Here is a 16,462-nt window from a genome sequence, read left to right as displayed (position 1 = left end):
TGTCGGTCACATTTTTAATCCTGAAGCGCCTGGCCATCCTGGCGCTCATTGCACGATTTCAGAGAGGAATGTCATGTCGTCACATCATCCCCGCCCGCTGCGCGGCAAACTCGACGTGGTCTGGCAACAATATGGGCAATCGGTGCTCGGTGCACCGCTGCTGTGGTTCCCGGCCCCGGCGGCCGATGCCGACAGTGGGTTGATCATTGCCGGCACGCACGGTGATGAAAATGCCGCCGTCGCGACGCTATCCGGTGCAATGCGCACGCTGCCGGAGCCACTGCGCCGTCATCATGTGGTGCTGGCTATGAATCCGGATGGTTGCCAGTTGGGGCTGCGTGCCAATGCGAACGGGGTCGATCTCAATCGCAATTTCCCGGCCGCCAACTGGCAAAATGGCGACACGGTCTATCGCTGGAACAGCGCAGCGGACGAACGTGATGTGGTGCTGTCGACGGGCAGTAGCCCCGCTTCTGAACCGGAAACACGCGCACTCTGCCAGTTGATTCATCAGATTAAACCGCGTTGGGTAGTGTCCTGGCATGAGCCACTGGCTTGTATTGATGATCCACACCACAGTCACCTCGCGCAGTGGCTGGCTGAACAAACGCAATTACCGGTAGTGAGTAGCGTGGGCTATGCCACGCCGGGATCCTTTGGCAGCTGGTGCGACGATCTCGGCTTGTTGTGCATAACCGCCGAGATGCCGCCTATCTCGGTGGATGAAGCCACCGAGGTTTATCTTGATGCGATGATTAACCTGCTGCGCTGGCAGCCGCAGGTTTAAGCACGCCGTGTGAGAAATGCAGCGACGGCTCAACATCGGCAGCCAGCCCGGTTGGGCCGTCAAGATCGGCGAATTTTGCCAGCGGCGTGAGCGGCAGCGCGGCGCGAATCGCCCGTGAGGTGCATAACATACAGCCTAACATCACCGTAAAACCTTGCTGACGCGCCGCGGTGGCCAACGCCAGCGCCTCGGTCAATCCTCCGGTTTTATCCAGCTTGATATTGACCATCTCATAGCGCCCTTTCAGCTGCGCCAGATTCTCCCGGGTGTGACAGCTCTCATCTGCGCAGATGGGAAGTGGGTGCACAAAGTTTGCCAGCGCAGCATCTTCCGCCGCAGGAAGCGGTTGCTCCAGCATCGCGACGTTCAGGTCTGCCAGTAACTGGCAGCGCGCCGCCAGCCCTTCAGCCTGCCAGGATTCATTGGCATCCACAATTAGCGTCGCTTCCGGTACGGCAGTGCGAATTGCCACCAGGCGCTCACTGATTAAATGATGATCGAGTTTGATTTTCAGCAAACGCGCACCATGCTGCCACAACGCTAACGCGCTGCTGGCCATCGCTTCCGGCGTATCGATACTCACTGTATGCGCAGTGATGATTTCCTCTGCCAACTCAACACCGCACAGCGCCTGCAAACTTTTACTCTGTTGCTGGCGTTCCAGATCCCATAAGGCGCAATCGAGGGCATTACGCGCGGCACCCGCCGCTAATGCCTGTTGCAGTTCGTCACGTGTCATACCGTCCTGAATAGCGGGCAACAGCGCGGCGATTTGTTGCAGCACCGAGTCTTCACTTTCGCCATAGCGTGCGTAAGGCGTGGCTTCACCCACGCCTTTCAGACCATCCTGTTCAATCTCGACCACCACAACATGCGCTTCTGTCCTGCTCCCGCGTGAAATAACAAACGGCGAATGCAACGGCCAGGCCTCTGGATAACTCTTCACTGTTCTCATTAATTCTCCTTAAATCCGTGGCTTAATTGCGATGTGCTTCTGCTATCGCGACGAAATGCGCTCGTAAACCCTTCAAAATTATGTCATAAACAAACGCTATATCTGCTCTGGCAGGCTTAATGCCAGACTTTTTCATCGCTAAAAGGAAATCGTATGTCTCAGAATGTTCACTTTCAGGGTAATCCGGTCCCGGTTGCAGGTCACTTCCCGCAGGCTGGCGAACAGGCTAAAGCTTTTAGTCTGGTCGCAAAGGACCTGAGTGACGTCTCCCTTTCTCAGTATGCAGGTAAACGCAAAGTTCTGAACATTTTCCCAAGTATTGATACCGGCGTCTGCGCGGCATCAGTGCGCAAGTTCAACGAGCGTTCCGGCGAATCCGACAACACTGTGGTGCTCTGCATCTCTGCCGATCTGCCGTTTGCCCAGTCTCGTTTCTGCGGTGCAGAAAACGTGAGCAACGTCGTGACCCTGTCAGCGCTGCGCGGTGCAGAATTTAAAGAAGATTACGGTGTGGCAATCGCTGATGGCCCACTGAAAGGCCTGACTGCACGTGCTGTGGTGGTGCTGGATGAAAACGACAAAGTGATTTATAGCGAATTGGTGAACGAAATCACCGAAGAGCCAAACTATGATGCGGCACTGGCTGCACTGAAGTAAGTATTAAGATGATGTGATAAGGGCGCACTTTGTGAAGTGCGCCCTTTTTTATCGCTGCGAGCTATGCGCTAGCAGGTCATTCACTTTCGCCACGTTTTTGCCCTAAACCGTATTCGCGCAATTTGTTGGCTATCGCGGTATGCGACACCCCCAGGCGTTTTGCCAGTTTGCGCGTGCTGGGATAAGACAAATAGAGACGCGTCAGCACCGAACGCTCGAAACGGCTGGTGATCTCATCCAGCGAACCTTCCATCGCTTCTTCGCCCAACGTCACATCTAATGCCTGCTCAGGCAGAATGATGTCCTGAGGACGCAACTCGTAGCCTTCCAGTTGCGTCAGTGCGCGATACAGCGCATTTTTCAGCTGCCGCACATTACCTGGCCAGTTATACCGCGTCAGGAACGGCGCGAGCTGCGGTGACAAACGCGGACGCGGCAGCCCCTGCTCATCGGCAAAGCGCGCCACAAACATCTCCGTCAGCGGCAGGATGTCCAGCGGACGCTCTCGCAACGGCGGCAAATTGAGCGTCAGTACATTAAGGCGGTAAAACAGGTCTTCACGGAACTCACCCCGTTGCACCAGCTCGATCAGGTTCTTCTGCGTGGCACAAATGACGCGCACATCCACATGCACTTCATGTTCTTCACCCACGCGACGGAAAGTCCCATCGTTGAGGAAGCGCAGCAGTTTTGTCTGCATGCGCGGTGACATCTCACCAATCTCATCCAGCAGCACCGAGCCGCCGTTGGCCTGTTCAAAGAAGCCTTTCTTGCCTTCCAGCGCGTTCGGATAAGCGCCCGCCGCGTGACCAAAAAGCTCGCTCTCGGCCACATCATCCGGCAGAGACGCACAATTAAGGGCCAGGAAGGGTTTTTTACCGCGTGCGCTGCGCAGATGGCAGGCGCGTGCCAGCATATCTTTGCCGGTGCCGGTATCGCCGACAATCAGCAGCGGCGCATCATGCATCGCCAGTTTACGTGCCTGATCGATCACCTGACGCATTTTCGGCGTCACTGCCACGATGTGGTCAAATTCCGACTCATCCGTCACGGTGAGATTTTGCAGCTGACGGCCCATGCGGGCGGTGGATTTCAGCGTGATCATTGCGCCGACGGGCTGATCGCTCTGCCCCTCTTCTTCTGCCAGATAAATCGGTCGGGCTTCCATCAGGAAATCACGTCCCTGAATAACAACGTGATGTGCCTGGGCTTCCACACGCTCATTCTCGATCCAGCGCTGGAAATTGAAACCGGTGATCAGGGTTGCGGCGTTCTGATTACGCAGCTTCTGTTCATCGAGATTAAACAGGTTCTGCGCTGCCGGGTTGGCGAGTTCCACCTTGCATTTAAGGTCGATAGAGAACACCGGCTCCGGCATAGCAATCAGCAGTGCACTCAACGCGCGATGTTCACGTTCAGAGGGCATGTAGCTTACGGTGCGCACATCTGTTACGCCCGGTGTACGACGGATTTCCGCCATCAGCGTACTGAAGGGTTCGAATTCAAGGGCAGAAAAGTTGAGATAGATGCGACCGAGTGGCGCAATTTCAATACCGCGCAGGTCGATGTTGCGCGCAACCAGCAGGTCGAGTAGCTCGCGCGCCAGACCGATGCGGTCCTGGCAGAAAACTTCCAAACGCATTGCGATGAGCCTTAGTCAGGTTTTGATTTTAGAGATAATACGCTAACTTGCAGCGCCTCAGAAGAGGCCTGTCATGAAAAGTTGACAGCTTGAGGCAGGTGACGCGAAGAAGTGTAGCGGAACAACCCACAATAATCCCGCCAAATATCACATTTAACAAAGATAATTTCACCTTCCACCTGATTGACAGCGTGAAAGGTGAGCAACAGGACATTATTTAGCAGTCTGCCCTGCTTTACCCCCACTCTTAGACAGGGATTCTTTTAGCTGAACCAATAGTTCCCGACGGAAATCTCCGAGACGCGGCTTATCATCTTCCAGCCATGGCAGCGGGCGACACAGTTCCATGGCTTTGATACCCAGACGTGCGGTCAGCAAACCGGCGCCAATGCCCTGAGCGGCGCGGGCTGAGAGCCGTGCGGCAATGTCTTGCGACATCCAATCCATCCCCACTTCACGCACCAACTCTGAGGCGCCGGCAAAGGCCATATTCAGCAACACTAAACGAAACAGGCGGATGCGGCTGAAGTACCCCAACTCGATGCCATAAATAGCCGCAATGCGATTGACCAGTCGCAGGTTGCGCCAGGCGATAAATGCCATATCCACCAGCGCCAGTGGACTCACCGCAATCATCAACGTGGATTCCGCAGCGTGGCGGCTGATCTCACGATGCGCCTGACGATCCAGCACCGGTTGCACCAGTTGCGCGTAAAGCATCACGATTTCACGGTCATTGTGGGTTTCATGCAGCGCCGCATGCCAGCGCTGCAGTGCCGGATGCGCCTGATCGAGCTGCGCCTGTTGGGCCAGCTTTTCGCAAAAAGCGCGCCCTTTACCGATACCGTGGCTGTGTAGCAACTCTCGTCCAATATCCCTTTCTTCTGCTCGCTGGCGCAGCCGGTAAAGTCGACGCCATTCGCCGATCAATGCCCCGGCTCCGGCGACCACAATCAGACTTCCTGCCACACCGGTGCCGAGCGAAAACCAATCGCGCGTGATCCAGGCATCATGCATCCACTGAGCGCCCTGCGCGACTACGCTGATGCCAAAAATCCCCAGACCCGCACCTACCAACTTGCGCCATAAGCTGCGTTTGGGGCGCAGCGCGGCCTCAACCACTTTTTCGCCTTCGCCCTCTGCCAGCGGCTCCGACTCTTGGGTAGCATGAAACGCGCCCTCGCTTTCCTCACTGAAAGTGTGTGCCGCCCGCAGCGGTTGCTGCGCCTCCGCTTCGAGCGGTCGTGCAAAATCAATGCGCGGTTTTAAAGGGGTTTCGTCGCTCATCGCAATTTATCTCCAAGTAAAAATTCCAGCGCGGCATCCATGCGAATGTGCGGCAGCGGCCGATCGACATCAAACTGCTGCGGCCGGAACTGTTCAAACTGAAATCCTTGCTGTTGCCAGAACTGATGTCCGGGCAAACGTGGCGGCACTTCGCCGGGATAGAAGGTCAGCGCTTCGCCGTCATGAAGACGATGACCGCGCAGCGCGGGCAGCTTTTCACCACGATGATCCACCAGCCCACTTTCGGTGGCCTGCACTGACGCCAGCCCAAGACAATCCATGCTGATCCCTTCAAACGCCGCGTTTTGCCAGGCATCCTGAACCAACTGTTGTAACAGAGACACCATATTGGCGTGCTGATCGGCCGTGATATGGTCAGCTTTGGTGGCAGCAAACAAGAGTTTGTCGATGACCGGGGAAAACAGACGACGGAATAGCGTGCGCTGCCCGTAATGGAAGCTCTGCATCAATTGGGTTAACGCCAGGCGCATATCATTGAACGCCTGCGGTCCGCTGTTTAACGGTTGCAGACAATCCACCAGCACAATCTGGCGGTCAAAGCGCAGAAAATAATTTTTATAGAAACCTTTCACCACGTGCTGGCAGTAGTAGTTAAAACGTTGTTGCAGCACGGCAAAGTTACTGCCTGCAGGAGCCTGCAATAGCTTGCTGGCGTGAATCTCATCGACCTGTGGCCACGGGAAGAATTGCAGCGCCGGGGCGCCTGCCATATCGCCCGGCAGCACAAAGCGACCTGGCTGGATAAAGTGCAATCCCTCGGTTTTGCACTGATGCAGATAATCAGTCCAGGCAGCAGCGATCTCCGCCAGACGATTTTCATCCGCGGGGGCAAAGGGGTCGAGATCCTGTGACAAGCTGTGCCAGTATGACGCCCACTGCTGACGATCGCCCTGCAGCAACCCCATCATCTGTCGTGACCAGCTGAGATAATCCTGCGCCAGCATCGGCAGATCGAGCAACCATTCACCAGGGTAATCGACGATTTCCAGATACAGCGTGGCGGTATCTTTGAAATGGCGCAAAAGCGATTGTTCAGGCCGATAGCGCAGCGCCAGACGCATTTCGCTGACACCACGCGTCGGCGTTGGCCAGACGGGAGGCGTACCGTAGAGTTGCGCCAGCCCTTCGTCATAGGTAAAACGCGGCGTGCCCAGTTCCCGCTGCGGCACACGTTTGACGCCGAGCAGGCGCTCTTCACGCACCACGGAAAACAGCGGCAAACGGGCGCCGCTGTGTACATTGAGAAGTTGGTTCACCAGCGAGGTGATAAACGCGGTTTTCCCGCTGCGGCTCAGGCCGGTTACGGCAAGGCGTAAGTGACGGTCAACACCGCGGTTCATCAACGCGGCCAGTTCATTTTGCAGTCTTTTCATCCATCTCCCTGACGAAACGTGAGGACAGGCGTTTGAATGCCTTACTCAGCAACGGTTCCAGGGCGGCCGCCAGAAGCAGGCGCAACGGGCGACGCGCCACCGATTTCACTGCCCAGCCAGCTAACCCGCCGGGACCATAGGTTACTGCACTGATGATGATGAATTTCCCCGCCGACTTCAACGCAGGTGTTGCGCGGCGGCGCAGAGCAGTCATACGCGGATTGTACATCTCCACTCCTTAAGAATATGCGATGAAGCGGACCCGCTGTGGGCCCGGCGGAAATAATCAGATTTGGCGGAAGCGACTGCGCACGCTGAAGGTCTCTGAAGTGACGTAACGCTCGATATCTCGCACGTTGCGCTCATCACTTTTCAACGATGTTTCCAGCTCATCCAGCAAATCACGTGCCGTTGGCGTGTGCTCATCCGGCGCATCCGCGGGCTTTTCATCCAGCACAAAGCCCAGGATGAAGTACGCCAGCACGGTAAACATAAACAGCCCGAAGAACAGTGACAGCACCACAATCACACGCAACAGGCGCACCGGAATATCGAGATACTCGGCCAGACCGGCGCAAACACCGCGAATTTTCCCCTGCTGCGGGATGCGCCACAATTTGCGGCCATTCATCATGGTTGCCTCCAGTTCGGATGTTCTGCATCCAGAATCGCTTCGAGTGCTTCCACGCGTTCACGCATGCGGCGCGCGTCCTGGGTCAACTGTTGCAGACGCTGCATATCGCCTGATGACAATTCCGCGCCCCCGTTGCGTTTGTTGCTGTAGTGCAGCCATAACCAGATCGGCGCTACAAAGAGCACGAAGATCGTCAGGGGTATGGCGAGAAAAAGTGCGCTCATTGACTCTCCTTAATCATTAACACCCTGGTCACGGGGCTCAGCGTAGAGCCCCACGCCCATTTACTCGCTGCGGTTCATTTTGGCTTTCAACGCCGCCAGCTGCTGGCTGATTTCGTCGTCAGCTTTCAGCTCGGCGAACTCCTGGTCAAGACCTTTTGGCTTACCAAAACGCTGGCTTTCCGCTTCCGCTTCCATGTGGTCAATGCGGCGTTCGAACGATTCGAAGCGCGCCATGGCTTCATCCAGCTTGCCGCTGTCCAACTGACGGCGCACATCGCGGGAAGAGGACGCTGCCTGATGACGCAGCATCAATGCCTGCTGGCGTGCGCGGGTTTCGCTGAGTTTTTTCTCCAGCTCACCGATCTCACCTTTCATGCGATCTAATGTTTCTTCAACCTGAATGGCTTCTTGCTTGAGTGCTGCAATCAGATCGGTCAGTTTCTGTTTTTCAATCAGCGCAGAGCGCGCCAAATCTTCTTTCTCTTTGCTGATGGCCAACTCGGCTTTTTCCTGCCATTCAGCCTGCTGAACTTCGGCCTGCTCAATTCGGCGCAGCAACTGTTTCCTTTCTGCCAGCGCGCGCGCTGACGTGGAGCGAACTTCCACCAGCGTGTCTTCCATTTCCTGAATCATCAGGCGTACCAGTTTCTGCGGATCTTCGGCGCGTTCCAGCAGGGAATTGATGTTAGCGTTCACGATGTCGGCGAAACGAGAAAAAATACCCATAATGATGTTCCTCTGATTGTCATGTGGTTGTGCGGTGCACGGTTTCTTAATACAAATGGCGTGCCAACTTTTAATTTATTGATTTTATAGAGTTTGCATATTTTACATTCGAGTAAGCATCCATTAATGTAGTGAAATTGATTAACCAGTGGCGAAATTCATCATGGCAAATGGCAGTGACAACCTGTTGGGCGAATCAAACAACTTCCTGGAAGTGCTGGAGCAGGTTTCCCGCCTCGCGCCGCTGGAAAAACCGGTATTGGTGATAGGCGAGCGAGGAACCGGTAAGGAGTTGATTGCCAGCCGCTTGCACTATCTCTCCGATCGCTGGCAAGGGCCTTTTGTGTCGCTTAACTGCGCGGCACTGAATGAAAACCTGCTGGATTCTGAACTGTTTGGCCATGAGGCCGGTGCGTTTACCGGCGCGCAAAAACGTCATCTTGGCCGCTTTGAGCGTGCTGACACCGGCACTTTATTCCTCGATGAGCTGGCGACCGCGCCGATGCTGGTGCAGGAGAAATTGCTACGCGTCATCGAATACGGTCAGCTGGAACGTGTGGGCGGCAACCAGTCGTTGCAGGTCAATGTGCGTCTGGTGTGTGCCACCAATGAAGATTTACCCGCACTGGCTGCGGCAGGAAAATTCCGCGCGGATCTCCTCGATCGTCTCGCCTTTGATGTGGTGCAACTCCCACCGTTACGCGAACGTCGTAGCGATATTCTGGTGATGGCCGAGCATTTTGCTATCCAGATGTGCCGCGAACTCGGCCTGCCGCTGTTTCCCGGCTTCAGCGAGCGCGCTCAGCTCACGCTACTCACCCACAGTTGGCCCGGCAATGTACGTGAATTGAAGAATGTGGTGGAACGCTCGGTGTATCGCCATCACAGCGCAGAGCAGGAACTGGATAATATCATCATCAACCCGTTCGCCCCGCGCAGCGCCGCGCCTGAAAGCCTCCCCGAACCCAGCACCAGCGGCTTACCCGCCCTGCCACTCGATCTGCGCCAGTGGCAAAACCAGCAGGAGCGCGATTTGGTCGAAGCCAGCTTGCAACAGGCAAAATACAACCAACGCCGCGCCGCCGAGTTACTGCGGGTCACCTACCATCAGTTACGCGCCATGATGAAAAAGCACGGCATCCAGGCACGTGATGAGGATTGAACGACAAAGCGAGAGCTGCAAACGCCGTGCCGCAGAGTGACTGCGCATTTCCTACCATCAATTGAGCGCCATCATGAAAAAGCACCGCATCCGGCACGTGATGAGGATTAGCCTGAGCTACATGAGATGAAAAAACGCAGCCTGGTGATTATCTGGGAGCACATCGTTGCTTCGCTGCTAACAGATAACTCACCACATCATCGTTTTACCTATCGAAGTGCTTTTAAAGACAGCTCAGGTGTGGGTCGGTTTTCCCTATAGCTTTTGTGCTGATGCAAGGCGGCAAGTGCGCTAATCCCCGGGAGCATACATCAGTATGTGACCGGGGTTAGCGCGCGCAGCTAACGCAGCAGCAGCGCAAAAGATGACGGGAAAAACGACACACAAAAAAAAGCCCGCATTAGATGCGGGCAACTTAATACTGGAAGCAATGTGAGCAATGTCGTGCTCTTCTTCGGTAGAGCCACCGTCGAAGAGCAGAAGAATAATAATCATTCTTATTATCATCTGTAAAGCCCTAATTGAGAATTTTTCTCATTTCCACACTAACATTGTGATTACCTCCTCGCCAGATTGGTGAAAAACAACGCAGAACCATCATGAATTTGGGGAGTGCGTGACGTTTGCGATACACTCACGCTATTGCCTCAGAATCGTTGAGTTCTATGCCAAAATTATTCTCCTCGCTGCTGCTCGGTCTCAGCGTATTGAGTGCGTCTGCGCTGGCCGCGCCAACCAATAACATCCGTAATAGCGGTTTTGTTTATTGCGTCAATGGCACGGTCAATACTTTTAACCCACAAATGGTCAGCAGCGGCCTTGTGGTGGATACGCTGGCGGCACAGCTCTATGACCGCCTGCTGGATGTGGACCCCTACACTTATCGCCTGATTCCTGACCTGGCACAGAGTTGGGAAGTACGCGATAACGGCGCTACTTACCGTTTTCATCTGCGCAAAGATGTCTCTTTCCAGCACACCAACTGGTTTAAACCCACACGCAAAATGAATGCCGATGACGTGGTGTTCAGCTTTGCGCGCATGTTTGATCGTCAGCATCCGTGGCATAACGTCAACGGTGGCAGCTATCCTTATTTCGATAGTTTGCAGTTCTCTGACTCGGTACAAAGCGTTAAAAAGCTGGACAACGACACGGTAGAAATCCGTCTCAACAGTCCGGATGCCTCTTTCCTCTGGCACATTGCTACGCATTACGCGCCGATATTGTCGCAGGAATACGCCGACAAGCTGACGGCGATAGGCCAGCAGGAGCGCCTGGATCGCGAGCCGGTGGGCACCGGGCCGTTTCAGCTGAGCGAGTACCGTACCGGGCAATATCTGCGCCTGGCACGTAATCCGCAATACTGGAAAGGTGTGCCGCGTCTGCAACAGGTGGTGATCGATCTTGGCGTTGGTGGAACAGGACGTCTTTCGAAGTTACTCACAGGTGAATGCGATGTGCTGGCTTATCCGGCGGCCAGCCAGCTCTCGATTTTGCGTGATGACCCCCGTCTGCGCATGACGCTGCGTCCTGGCATGAATATCGCCTATTTAGCGTTCAATACGCGTAAACCGCCACTGGATCGCCCCGAAGTGCGTCACGCGCTGGCACTGGCCATTAATAACGAACGCCTGATGGAATCGATCTATTACGGCACCGCTGAAACCGCCGCCTCCATTTTACCGCGAGCGTCCTGGGCGTATGATAATGATGCACGGGTCACCGAATACAATCCGGCGAAAGCCCGTGCAGCGCTGAAAGCGCTCGGGCTGGAAGATCTGCACTTGCGGCTGGTAGTGCCTACCACCTCACAATCCTGGAACCCCAGCCCACTGAAAACCGCTGAACTGCTGCAAGCCGATTTGGCTCAGGTTGGCGTGCGCGTCACCATCGCTCCGGTAGAGGGCCGTTTCCAGGAAGCGCAGTTGATGGCGATGAATCATGATCTGACGCTGACCGGCTGGGCGACAGACAGTAACGACCCGGATAGCTTCTTCCGGCCGCTGTTGAGCTGTGCAGCCATCCGCTCGCAAACCAACTTTGCGCACTGGTGTTCACCGGCCTTTGATGAATCCTTGCAACGGGCGTTGTTGTCGCAGCAGCTTTCGGCGCGCATCGACAGCTACGATCAGGCACAGCAAATTCTGGCGCAGGAATTACCGGTATTGCCGCTGGCGTCATCGTTGCGTTTACAGGCATATCGCCATGATATTAAAGGTCTGGTGCTAAGTCCGTTTGGGAATGCCTCGTTTGCCGGGGTTTACCGTGATGAGAGCAGCGAGGAATAAGCATGATCATCTATATACTGCGTCGCCTGCTGTTGCTGCTGATCACGCTGTTTTTATTGTCGCTGGTGAGTTTCAGTCTGAGCTACTTTACGCCGAATGCGCCGCTGGAAGGTGCCTCGCTGTTCGATGCCTGGTGGTTCTGGTTTAGAGGCCTGCTGCAATTCGACTTTGGTGTTTCCAGCACCAACGGCCAGCTGATCGACCTGCAACTGCGCGAGGTGTTCCCCGCCACGCTAGAGCTTTGCATACTGGCCTTTATGCTGGCGCTGCTGGTGGGTATCCCGCTGGGAATTTGCGCGGGCGTGATGCGCAAAAAATGGCAGGATAAAGCCATCAGCGCACTGGCTCTGCTCGGCTTCTCGATGCCGGTGTTCTGGCTGGCACTGCTGTTCACCCTGTTCTTCTCCCTGACGCTGGGCTGGCTGCCGGTTTCCGGACGCTTTGATCTGCTCTACCCGGTACAAAACGTGACCGGCTTTGCACTGATTGATGCCTGGCTGAGTCCTTCACCGTGGCGCCATGAGATGTTGATGAGTGCCCTGACTCATATGATTTTGCCGGTGGTGGTACTGGCCGTCGCACCGACCACCGAGGTGATTCGTTTACTGCGCAGCAGCACCAGCGATGTGATGGATAAAAACTATGTGAAAGCGGCGGCCACGCGTGGATTATCTCGCTTCACCGTGATTCGCCGCCATGTGCTGCACAACGCGCTGCCGCCCGTGATCCCGCGTCTGGGTTTACAGTTTTCCACCATGCTGACGCTGGCGATGATTACGGAAGTGGTGTTCAACTGGCCGGGCATTGGTCGCTGGTTGATCAACGCCATTCGTCAGCAGGATTATGCGGCCATCTCTGCCGGTGTGATGGTGGTTGGCGGTCTGGTGATTCTGGTCAGCGTGCTGTCAGATATTCTGGGTGCGGCGCTTAATCCGTTGAAACACAAGGAATGGTATGCCCTTAGATAATATCTATGCAGAGACGAAGTTACCCAGCCCGTTTCGTCTGTTCTGGCAGCGTTTTTATCGTGATACCAGTGGCATGATCGGATTGTACGGCTTTGGTACCCTGCTATTCCTGTGCCTGTTTGGCGGCTTATTGTCGCCCTATGGCATCGATCAGCAGTTCCTCGGCTATCAACTGTTGCCCCCTTCATGGTCGCGTTACGGGGATGTCTCTTTCTTCCTCGGTACCGATGATTTGGGCCGCGATGTATTGAGCCGCCTGCTGAGCGGCGTCGCGCCCACTGTCGGTTCGGCCATCATGGTGACGGTTTTAGCCGCGATTTGCGCCCTGATCCTGGGTGTGCTGGCTGGCGTTACCCACGGTTTGCGCTCTGCGGTCATGAACCACGTGCTGGATACCTTGCTCTCCATCCCTTCGCTGCTGCTGGCAATCATTGTGGTGGCCTTTTTAGGTCCACGCCTTGAACACGCCATGCTGGCGGTATTGCTGGCGATCATTCCGCGTCTGGTGCGGGAGATCTATACTGCGGTACATAACGAGATGGAAAAAGAGTATGTGGTGGCGCTGCGTCTGGATGGCGCGCGCAATCTGAATATTCTGTGGAACGCCGTGCTGCCCAATGTCCTGCCGCTGCTGGTCGGGGAATTTACGCGTTCACTCTCCATGGCCATTCTCGACATTGCCGCACTCGGTTTCCTCGATTTAGGGGCACAGCTGCCCTCACCTGAATGGGGAGCGATGCTGGGCGATGCGCTGGAGCTGATTTATGTCGCGCCCTGGACCGTGATGCTGCCCGGCGTCGCGCTGATGGTCAGTGTGTTGATCGTTAACCTGCTGGGCGATGGCATCCGTCGCGCCGTAGAAGCGGGAGCAGAATAATGCCGTTACTGGATATTCGTAATCTCACTATTGAGTTCATGACCTCAGAAGGTCCGGTGAAAGCCGTTGATCGCATTAACCTGACGCTCAGTGAAGGTGAAGTGCGTGGGTTGGTGGGTGAGTCCGGCTCTGGCAAAAGCCTGATTGCGAAAGCGATTTGCGGCGTAACCAAAGATAACTGGCGCGTCACCGCCGATCGTATGGTGTTCGATGATATCGATTTGCTGCGTTTGACGCCGCGCGAACGACGCCGCATTGTCGGCCATAACGTGTCGATGATTTTCCAGGAACCGCAATCCTGTCTGGATCCCTCTGAAAGCATCGGCCGCCAGTTGATGCAGGCGATCCCACGCTGGACTTTTAAAGGGCGCTGGTATCAGCGTTTGTGGTTCTGGCGCAAAGCGCGGGCCATCGAGCTGTTGCACCGCGTGGGCATTAAAGACCACAAAGACATCATGCGCAGTTTCCCGTATGAACTGACGGAAGGTGAATGCCAGAAAGTGATGATCGCCATTGCGCTGGCCAATCAGCCGCGTCTGCTGATCGCCGATGAGCCGACCAATGCTATGGAACCGACCACGCAGGCACAGATATTCCGTTTGTTGAGCCGCCTCAACCAAAATAACAACACCACGATTTTGCTGATCAGTCATGACCTGCGCACCATGAGCCAGTGGGCGGATCGCATTAACGTGATGTACTGCGGACAGACCGTTGAAACCGCGCAGAGTGAAGATTTAATGGATACGCCGCATCATCCCTATACCCAGGCGCTGATCCGCGCAATGCCCGACTTTGGCAGTGCACTGCCGCATAAAAGCCGCCTGAACACACTGTCCGGTGCCATTCCTTCGCTTGAACATCTGCCGATTGGCTGCCGACTAGGGCCACGCTGTCCCTATGCGCAGCGTAAGTGTATTGAAACGCCGCGTCTCACCGGTACCAAATCGCATCTGTTTGCCTGTCACTTCCCGTTAAATGTGGAGGGGCAATGAGCATGGAAACCCTGCTGGAAGTGCGCAACCTGAGTAAAACCTATCGCTATCGCACCGGCCTGTTTCGCCGACAGCATGTTGAGGCGGTGAAAGGGGTAAGCTTCACCTTGCGTGAGAAGCAGACCCTGGCGGTCATTGGTGAGAACGGCTCAGGGAAATCCACGCTGGCGAAAATGTTGAGCGGCATGGTGGCCCCGACGGAAGGTGAGATGCTGATTGACGATCATCCGCTGGAGTATGGCGATTACGGTTACCGCAGTCAGCGCATTCGCATGATTTTTCAGGATCCATCGACCTCACTCAACCCGCGTCAGCGTGTCAGTCAGATTCTCGACTTTCCGCTGCGACTGAATACCGATCTGGATGATGAAGCGCGGGAGAAACGCATTATTGCCACGCTGCGTCAGGTGGGCTTGCTGCGCGATCACGCCGGTTACTATCCGCATATGCTGGCCCCCGGCCAGAAACAACGTCTGGCGCTGGCTCGCGCACTCATCCTGCAGCCGAAGGTCATTGTCGCAGATGAAGCGCTCGCCTCACTGGATATGACGATGCGTTCGCAGCTGGTGAATCTGATGCTGGAACTGCAGGAGAAGCACGGCATCGCCTATATTTATGTGACGCAACATATCGGCATGATGAAGCACATTAGCGATCAGGTACTGGTGATGCATCAGGGTGAAGTGGTGGAACGCGGCGGCACAGCGGATGTGCTGGCCTCACCACTGCATGACCTCACTAAACGGCTGATCACCAGCCATTTTGGCGAAGCCTTAACCGCCGAAGCCTGGCGCAAAGTTCGTTGATTGTTCATCACATCGCGAAAACGCGGTGCGATTTACCGCATTTGAGAGAGACGTGCTAGAATCCGCACGTCGATTAACGTCGGTCGCCTACTATTTAATCATTGCGACCGCCAACAACAATGACCATAAGGATTACAGCTATGGGTTTTCTTTCCGGTAAGCGCATTCTGATTACTGGCGTTGCCAGTAAACTCTCCATTGCCTACGGTATTGCACAGGCGATGCACAAACAGGGCGCAGAACTGGCTTTCACCTACCAGAACGACAAATTGAAAAGTCGTGTGGAAGAGTTCGCTAAAGATTTGGGTTCTGACATTGTTCTGCCTTGCGATGTGGCAGAAGACGAGAGCATCACTGCGCTGTTCACCGAACTGGCAAAAACCTGGCCAAAATTTGACGGTTTTGTTCACTCAATTGGTTTCGCACCTGGCGATCAGCTGGATGGTGACTACGTGAACGCCGTGACCCGTGAAGGCTTCAAAATCGCTCACGACATCTCTGCCTACAGCTTCGTTGCGATGGCGAAAGAGTGCCGTGCGATGCTGAACCCGAATTCAGCCCTGTTGACCCTGTCTTATCTGGGTGCAGAGCGCGCGATCCCGAACTACAACGTGATGGGTCTGGCCAAAGCGTCTCTGGAAGCCAACGTGCGTTACATGGCGAACGCGATGGGTCCTGAAGGTACGCGTGTTAACGCCGTATCCGCGGGTCCAATCCGTACCCTGGCAGCTTCAGGCATCAAAGATTTCCGTAAGATGCTGGCTCACTGTGAAGCCGTTACCCCGATTCGCCGTACTGTCACCATCGAAGACGTAGGTAACTCTGCGGCCTTCCTGTGCTCTGATTTGGCGGGTGGTATCACCGGTGAAGTGGTTCACGTTGATGGCGGCTTCAGCATTGCCGCGATGAACGAGCTGGAACTGAAATAAGTTCTGAAGGCGAGCCTGGTGCTCGCCTTTTTTCTTAGCGAAGTCTCCGCTGCCCTGACCGATTTTCGCCCTGTTCACTTTCGCCTGACTGCTCCGCAAACTCACCTCTTCCTGCTCGCTACCGCTTGAAA

Annotated in this window: 17 protein-coding genes; 9 read left to right on the top strand and 8 right to left on the bottom strand. The window is 55.3% G+C overall.

Annotated features, from left to right (window positions below):
* Nucleotides 1-73 precede the first annotated feature (73 nt).
* A complete protein-coding gene (mpaA, locus tag LH22_RS11765; RefSeq protein WP_038646748.1) occupies nt 74-787 on the top strand; it encodes a murein tripeptide amidase MpaA in 714 nt (237 codons plus the stop codon).
* Here the strand turns inward: mpaA and ycjG are convergent.
* Nucleotides 756-1,742: an L-Ala-D/L-Glu epimerase gene (gene ycjG, locus LH22_RS11760; protein WP_038646746.1), complete on the bottom strand. Its 987-nt coding sequence runs from the start codon at nt 1,740-1,742 to the stop codon at nt 756-758. The genes mpaA and ycjG overlap by 32 nt on opposite strands.
* 153 nt (nt 1,743-1,895) lie before the next feature.
* Here ycjG and tpx point away from each other — a divergent pair, with 153 nt between their 5' ends.
* The gene (tpx, locus tag LH22_RS11755) at nt 1,896-2,399 is read left to right on the top strand and encodes a thiol peroxidase (protein WP_038646744.1); all 504 of its coding nucleotides are present in this window, start codon (nt 1,896-1,898) and stop codon (nt 2,397-2,399) included.
* Between the two features lie 76 nt (nt 2,400-2,475).
* On the opposite strand, the gene tyrR is transcribed toward tpx, so the two are convergent.
* The 7 genes from tyrR to pspA all read right to left on the bottom strand — a co-directional run bounded on the left by tyrR (nt 2,476) and on the right by pspA (nt 8,306).
* A complete protein-coding gene (tyrR, locus tag LH22_RS11750) occupies nt 2,476-4,041 on the bottom strand; it encodes a transcriptional regulator TyrR (protein WP_034821366.1) in 1,566 nt (521 codons plus the stop codon).
* A gap of 213 nt (nt 4,042-4,254) precedes the next feature.
* Nucleotides 4,255-5,328, bottom strand: a complete 1,074-nt coding sequence (locus tag LH22_RS11745) for a YcjF family protein (RefSeq protein ID WP_038646742.1) — start codon at nt 5,326-5,328, stop codon at nt 4,255-4,257.
* Nucleotides 5,325-6,722 carry a YcjX family protein gene (locus LH22_RS11740; RefSeq protein WP_038646740.1) on the bottom strand — a complete coding sequence of 466 codons (1,398 nt, stop codon included), beginning with the start codon at nt 6,720-6,722 and terminating at the stop codon, nt 5,325-5,327. The genes LH22_RS11745 and LH22_RS11740 overlap by 4 nt, the downstream gene beginning before the upstream one ends.
* The gene (pspD, locus tag LH22_RS11735; protein ID WP_038646738.1) at nt 6,703-6,951 is read right to left on the bottom strand and encodes a phage shock protein PspD; all 249 of its coding nucleotides are present in this window, start codon (nt 6,949-6,951) and stop codon (nt 6,703-6,705) included. The genes LH22_RS11740 and pspD overlap by 20 nt, the downstream gene beginning before the upstream one ends.
* A gap of 57 nt (nt 6,952-7,008) precedes the next feature.
* Nucleotides 7,009-7,356, bottom strand: a complete 348-nt coding sequence (gene pspC / locus LH22_RS11730; protein ID WP_038646736.1) for an envelope stress response membrane protein PspC — start codon at nt 7,354-7,356, stop codon at nt 7,009-7,011.
* Nucleotides 7,353-7,580, bottom strand: a complete 228-nt coding sequence (gene pspB / locus LH22_RS11725; RefSeq protein WP_034821383.1) for an envelope stress response membrane protein PspB — start codon at nt 7,578-7,580, stop codon at nt 7,353-7,355. Before pspB ends, pspC begins: the two co-directional genes overlap by 4 nt.
* Before the next feature lie 60 nt (nt 7,581-7,640).
* Complete coding sequence (gene pspA / locus LH22_RS11720) at nt 7,641-8,306, bottom strand: phage shock protein PspA (RefSeq protein ID WP_038646734.1); 666 nt, start codon at nt 8,304-8,306, stop codon at nt 7,641-7,643.
* A gap of 163 nt (nt 8,307-8,469) precedes the next feature.
* Between pspA and pspF the strand changes: the two genes are divergently transcribed.
* From pspF to fabI, 7 genes are all read left to right on the top strand, one after another.
* Nucleotides 8,470-9,468 carry a phage shock protein operon transcriptional activator gene (gene pspF, locus LH22_RS11715; RefSeq protein WP_038650077.1) on the top strand — a complete coding sequence of 333 codons (999 nt, stop codon included), beginning with the start codon at nt 8,470-8,472 and terminating at the stop codon, nt 9,466-9,468.
* A gap of 665 nt (nt 9,469-10,133) precedes the next feature.
* Entirely contained in the window at nt 10,134-11,756 is a 1,623-nt protein-coding gene (gene sapA, locus LH22_RS11705) for an ABC transporter substrate-binding protein SapA (RefSeq protein WP_038646730.1), read from the top strand.
* Nucleotides 11,757-11,758: 2 nt separating this feature from the next.
* On the top strand, nt 11,759-12,724 hold the full coding sequence (gene sapB / locus LH22_RS11700) for a putrescine export ABC transporter permease SapB (protein ID WP_038646729.1): 966 nt from the start codon (nt 11,759-11,761) through the stop codon (nt 12,722-12,724).
* A complete protein-coding gene (gene sapC, locus LH22_RS11695) occupies nt 12,711-13,601 on the top strand; it encodes a putrescine export ABC transporter permease SapC (RefSeq protein WP_038646727.1) in 891 nt (296 codons plus the stop codon). Before sapB ends, sapC begins: the two co-directional genes overlap by 14 nt.
* A complete protein-coding gene (gene sapD / locus LH22_RS11690) occupies nt 13,601-14,596 on the top strand; it encodes a putrescine export ABC transporter ATP-binding protein SapD (RefSeq protein ID WP_038646725.1) in 996 nt (331 codons plus the stop codon). The genes sapC and sapD overlap by 1 nt, the downstream gene beginning before the upstream one ends.
* Before the next feature lie 2 nt (nt 14,597-14,598).
* Nucleotides 14,599-15,402, top strand: a complete 804-nt coding sequence (sapF, locus tag LH22_RS11685) for a putrescine export ABC transporter ATP-binding protein SapF (RefSeq protein WP_038650074.1) — start codon at nt 14,599-14,601, stop codon at nt 15,400-15,402.
* 140 nt (nt 15,403-15,542) lie between these two features.
* On the top strand, nt 15,543-16,331 hold the full coding sequence (fabI, locus tag LH22_RS11680; RefSeq protein ID WP_007892455.1) for an enoyl-ACP reductase FabI: 789 nt from the start codon (nt 15,543-15,545) through the stop codon (nt 16,329-16,331).
* The last annotated feature ends 131 nt before the right edge of the window (nt 16,332-16,462 follow it).

Origin of the sequence: Pantoea rwandensis, assembly GCF_000759475.1 — a bacterium.
GTDB lineage: Bacteria > Pseudomonadota > Gammaproteobacteria > Enterobacterales > Enterobacteriaceae > Pantoea > Pantoea rwandensis_B.
The sequence above is the reverse complement of the archived record's forward strand: the minus strand, read 5'-3'. Positions and strand labels throughout refer to the sequence as shown.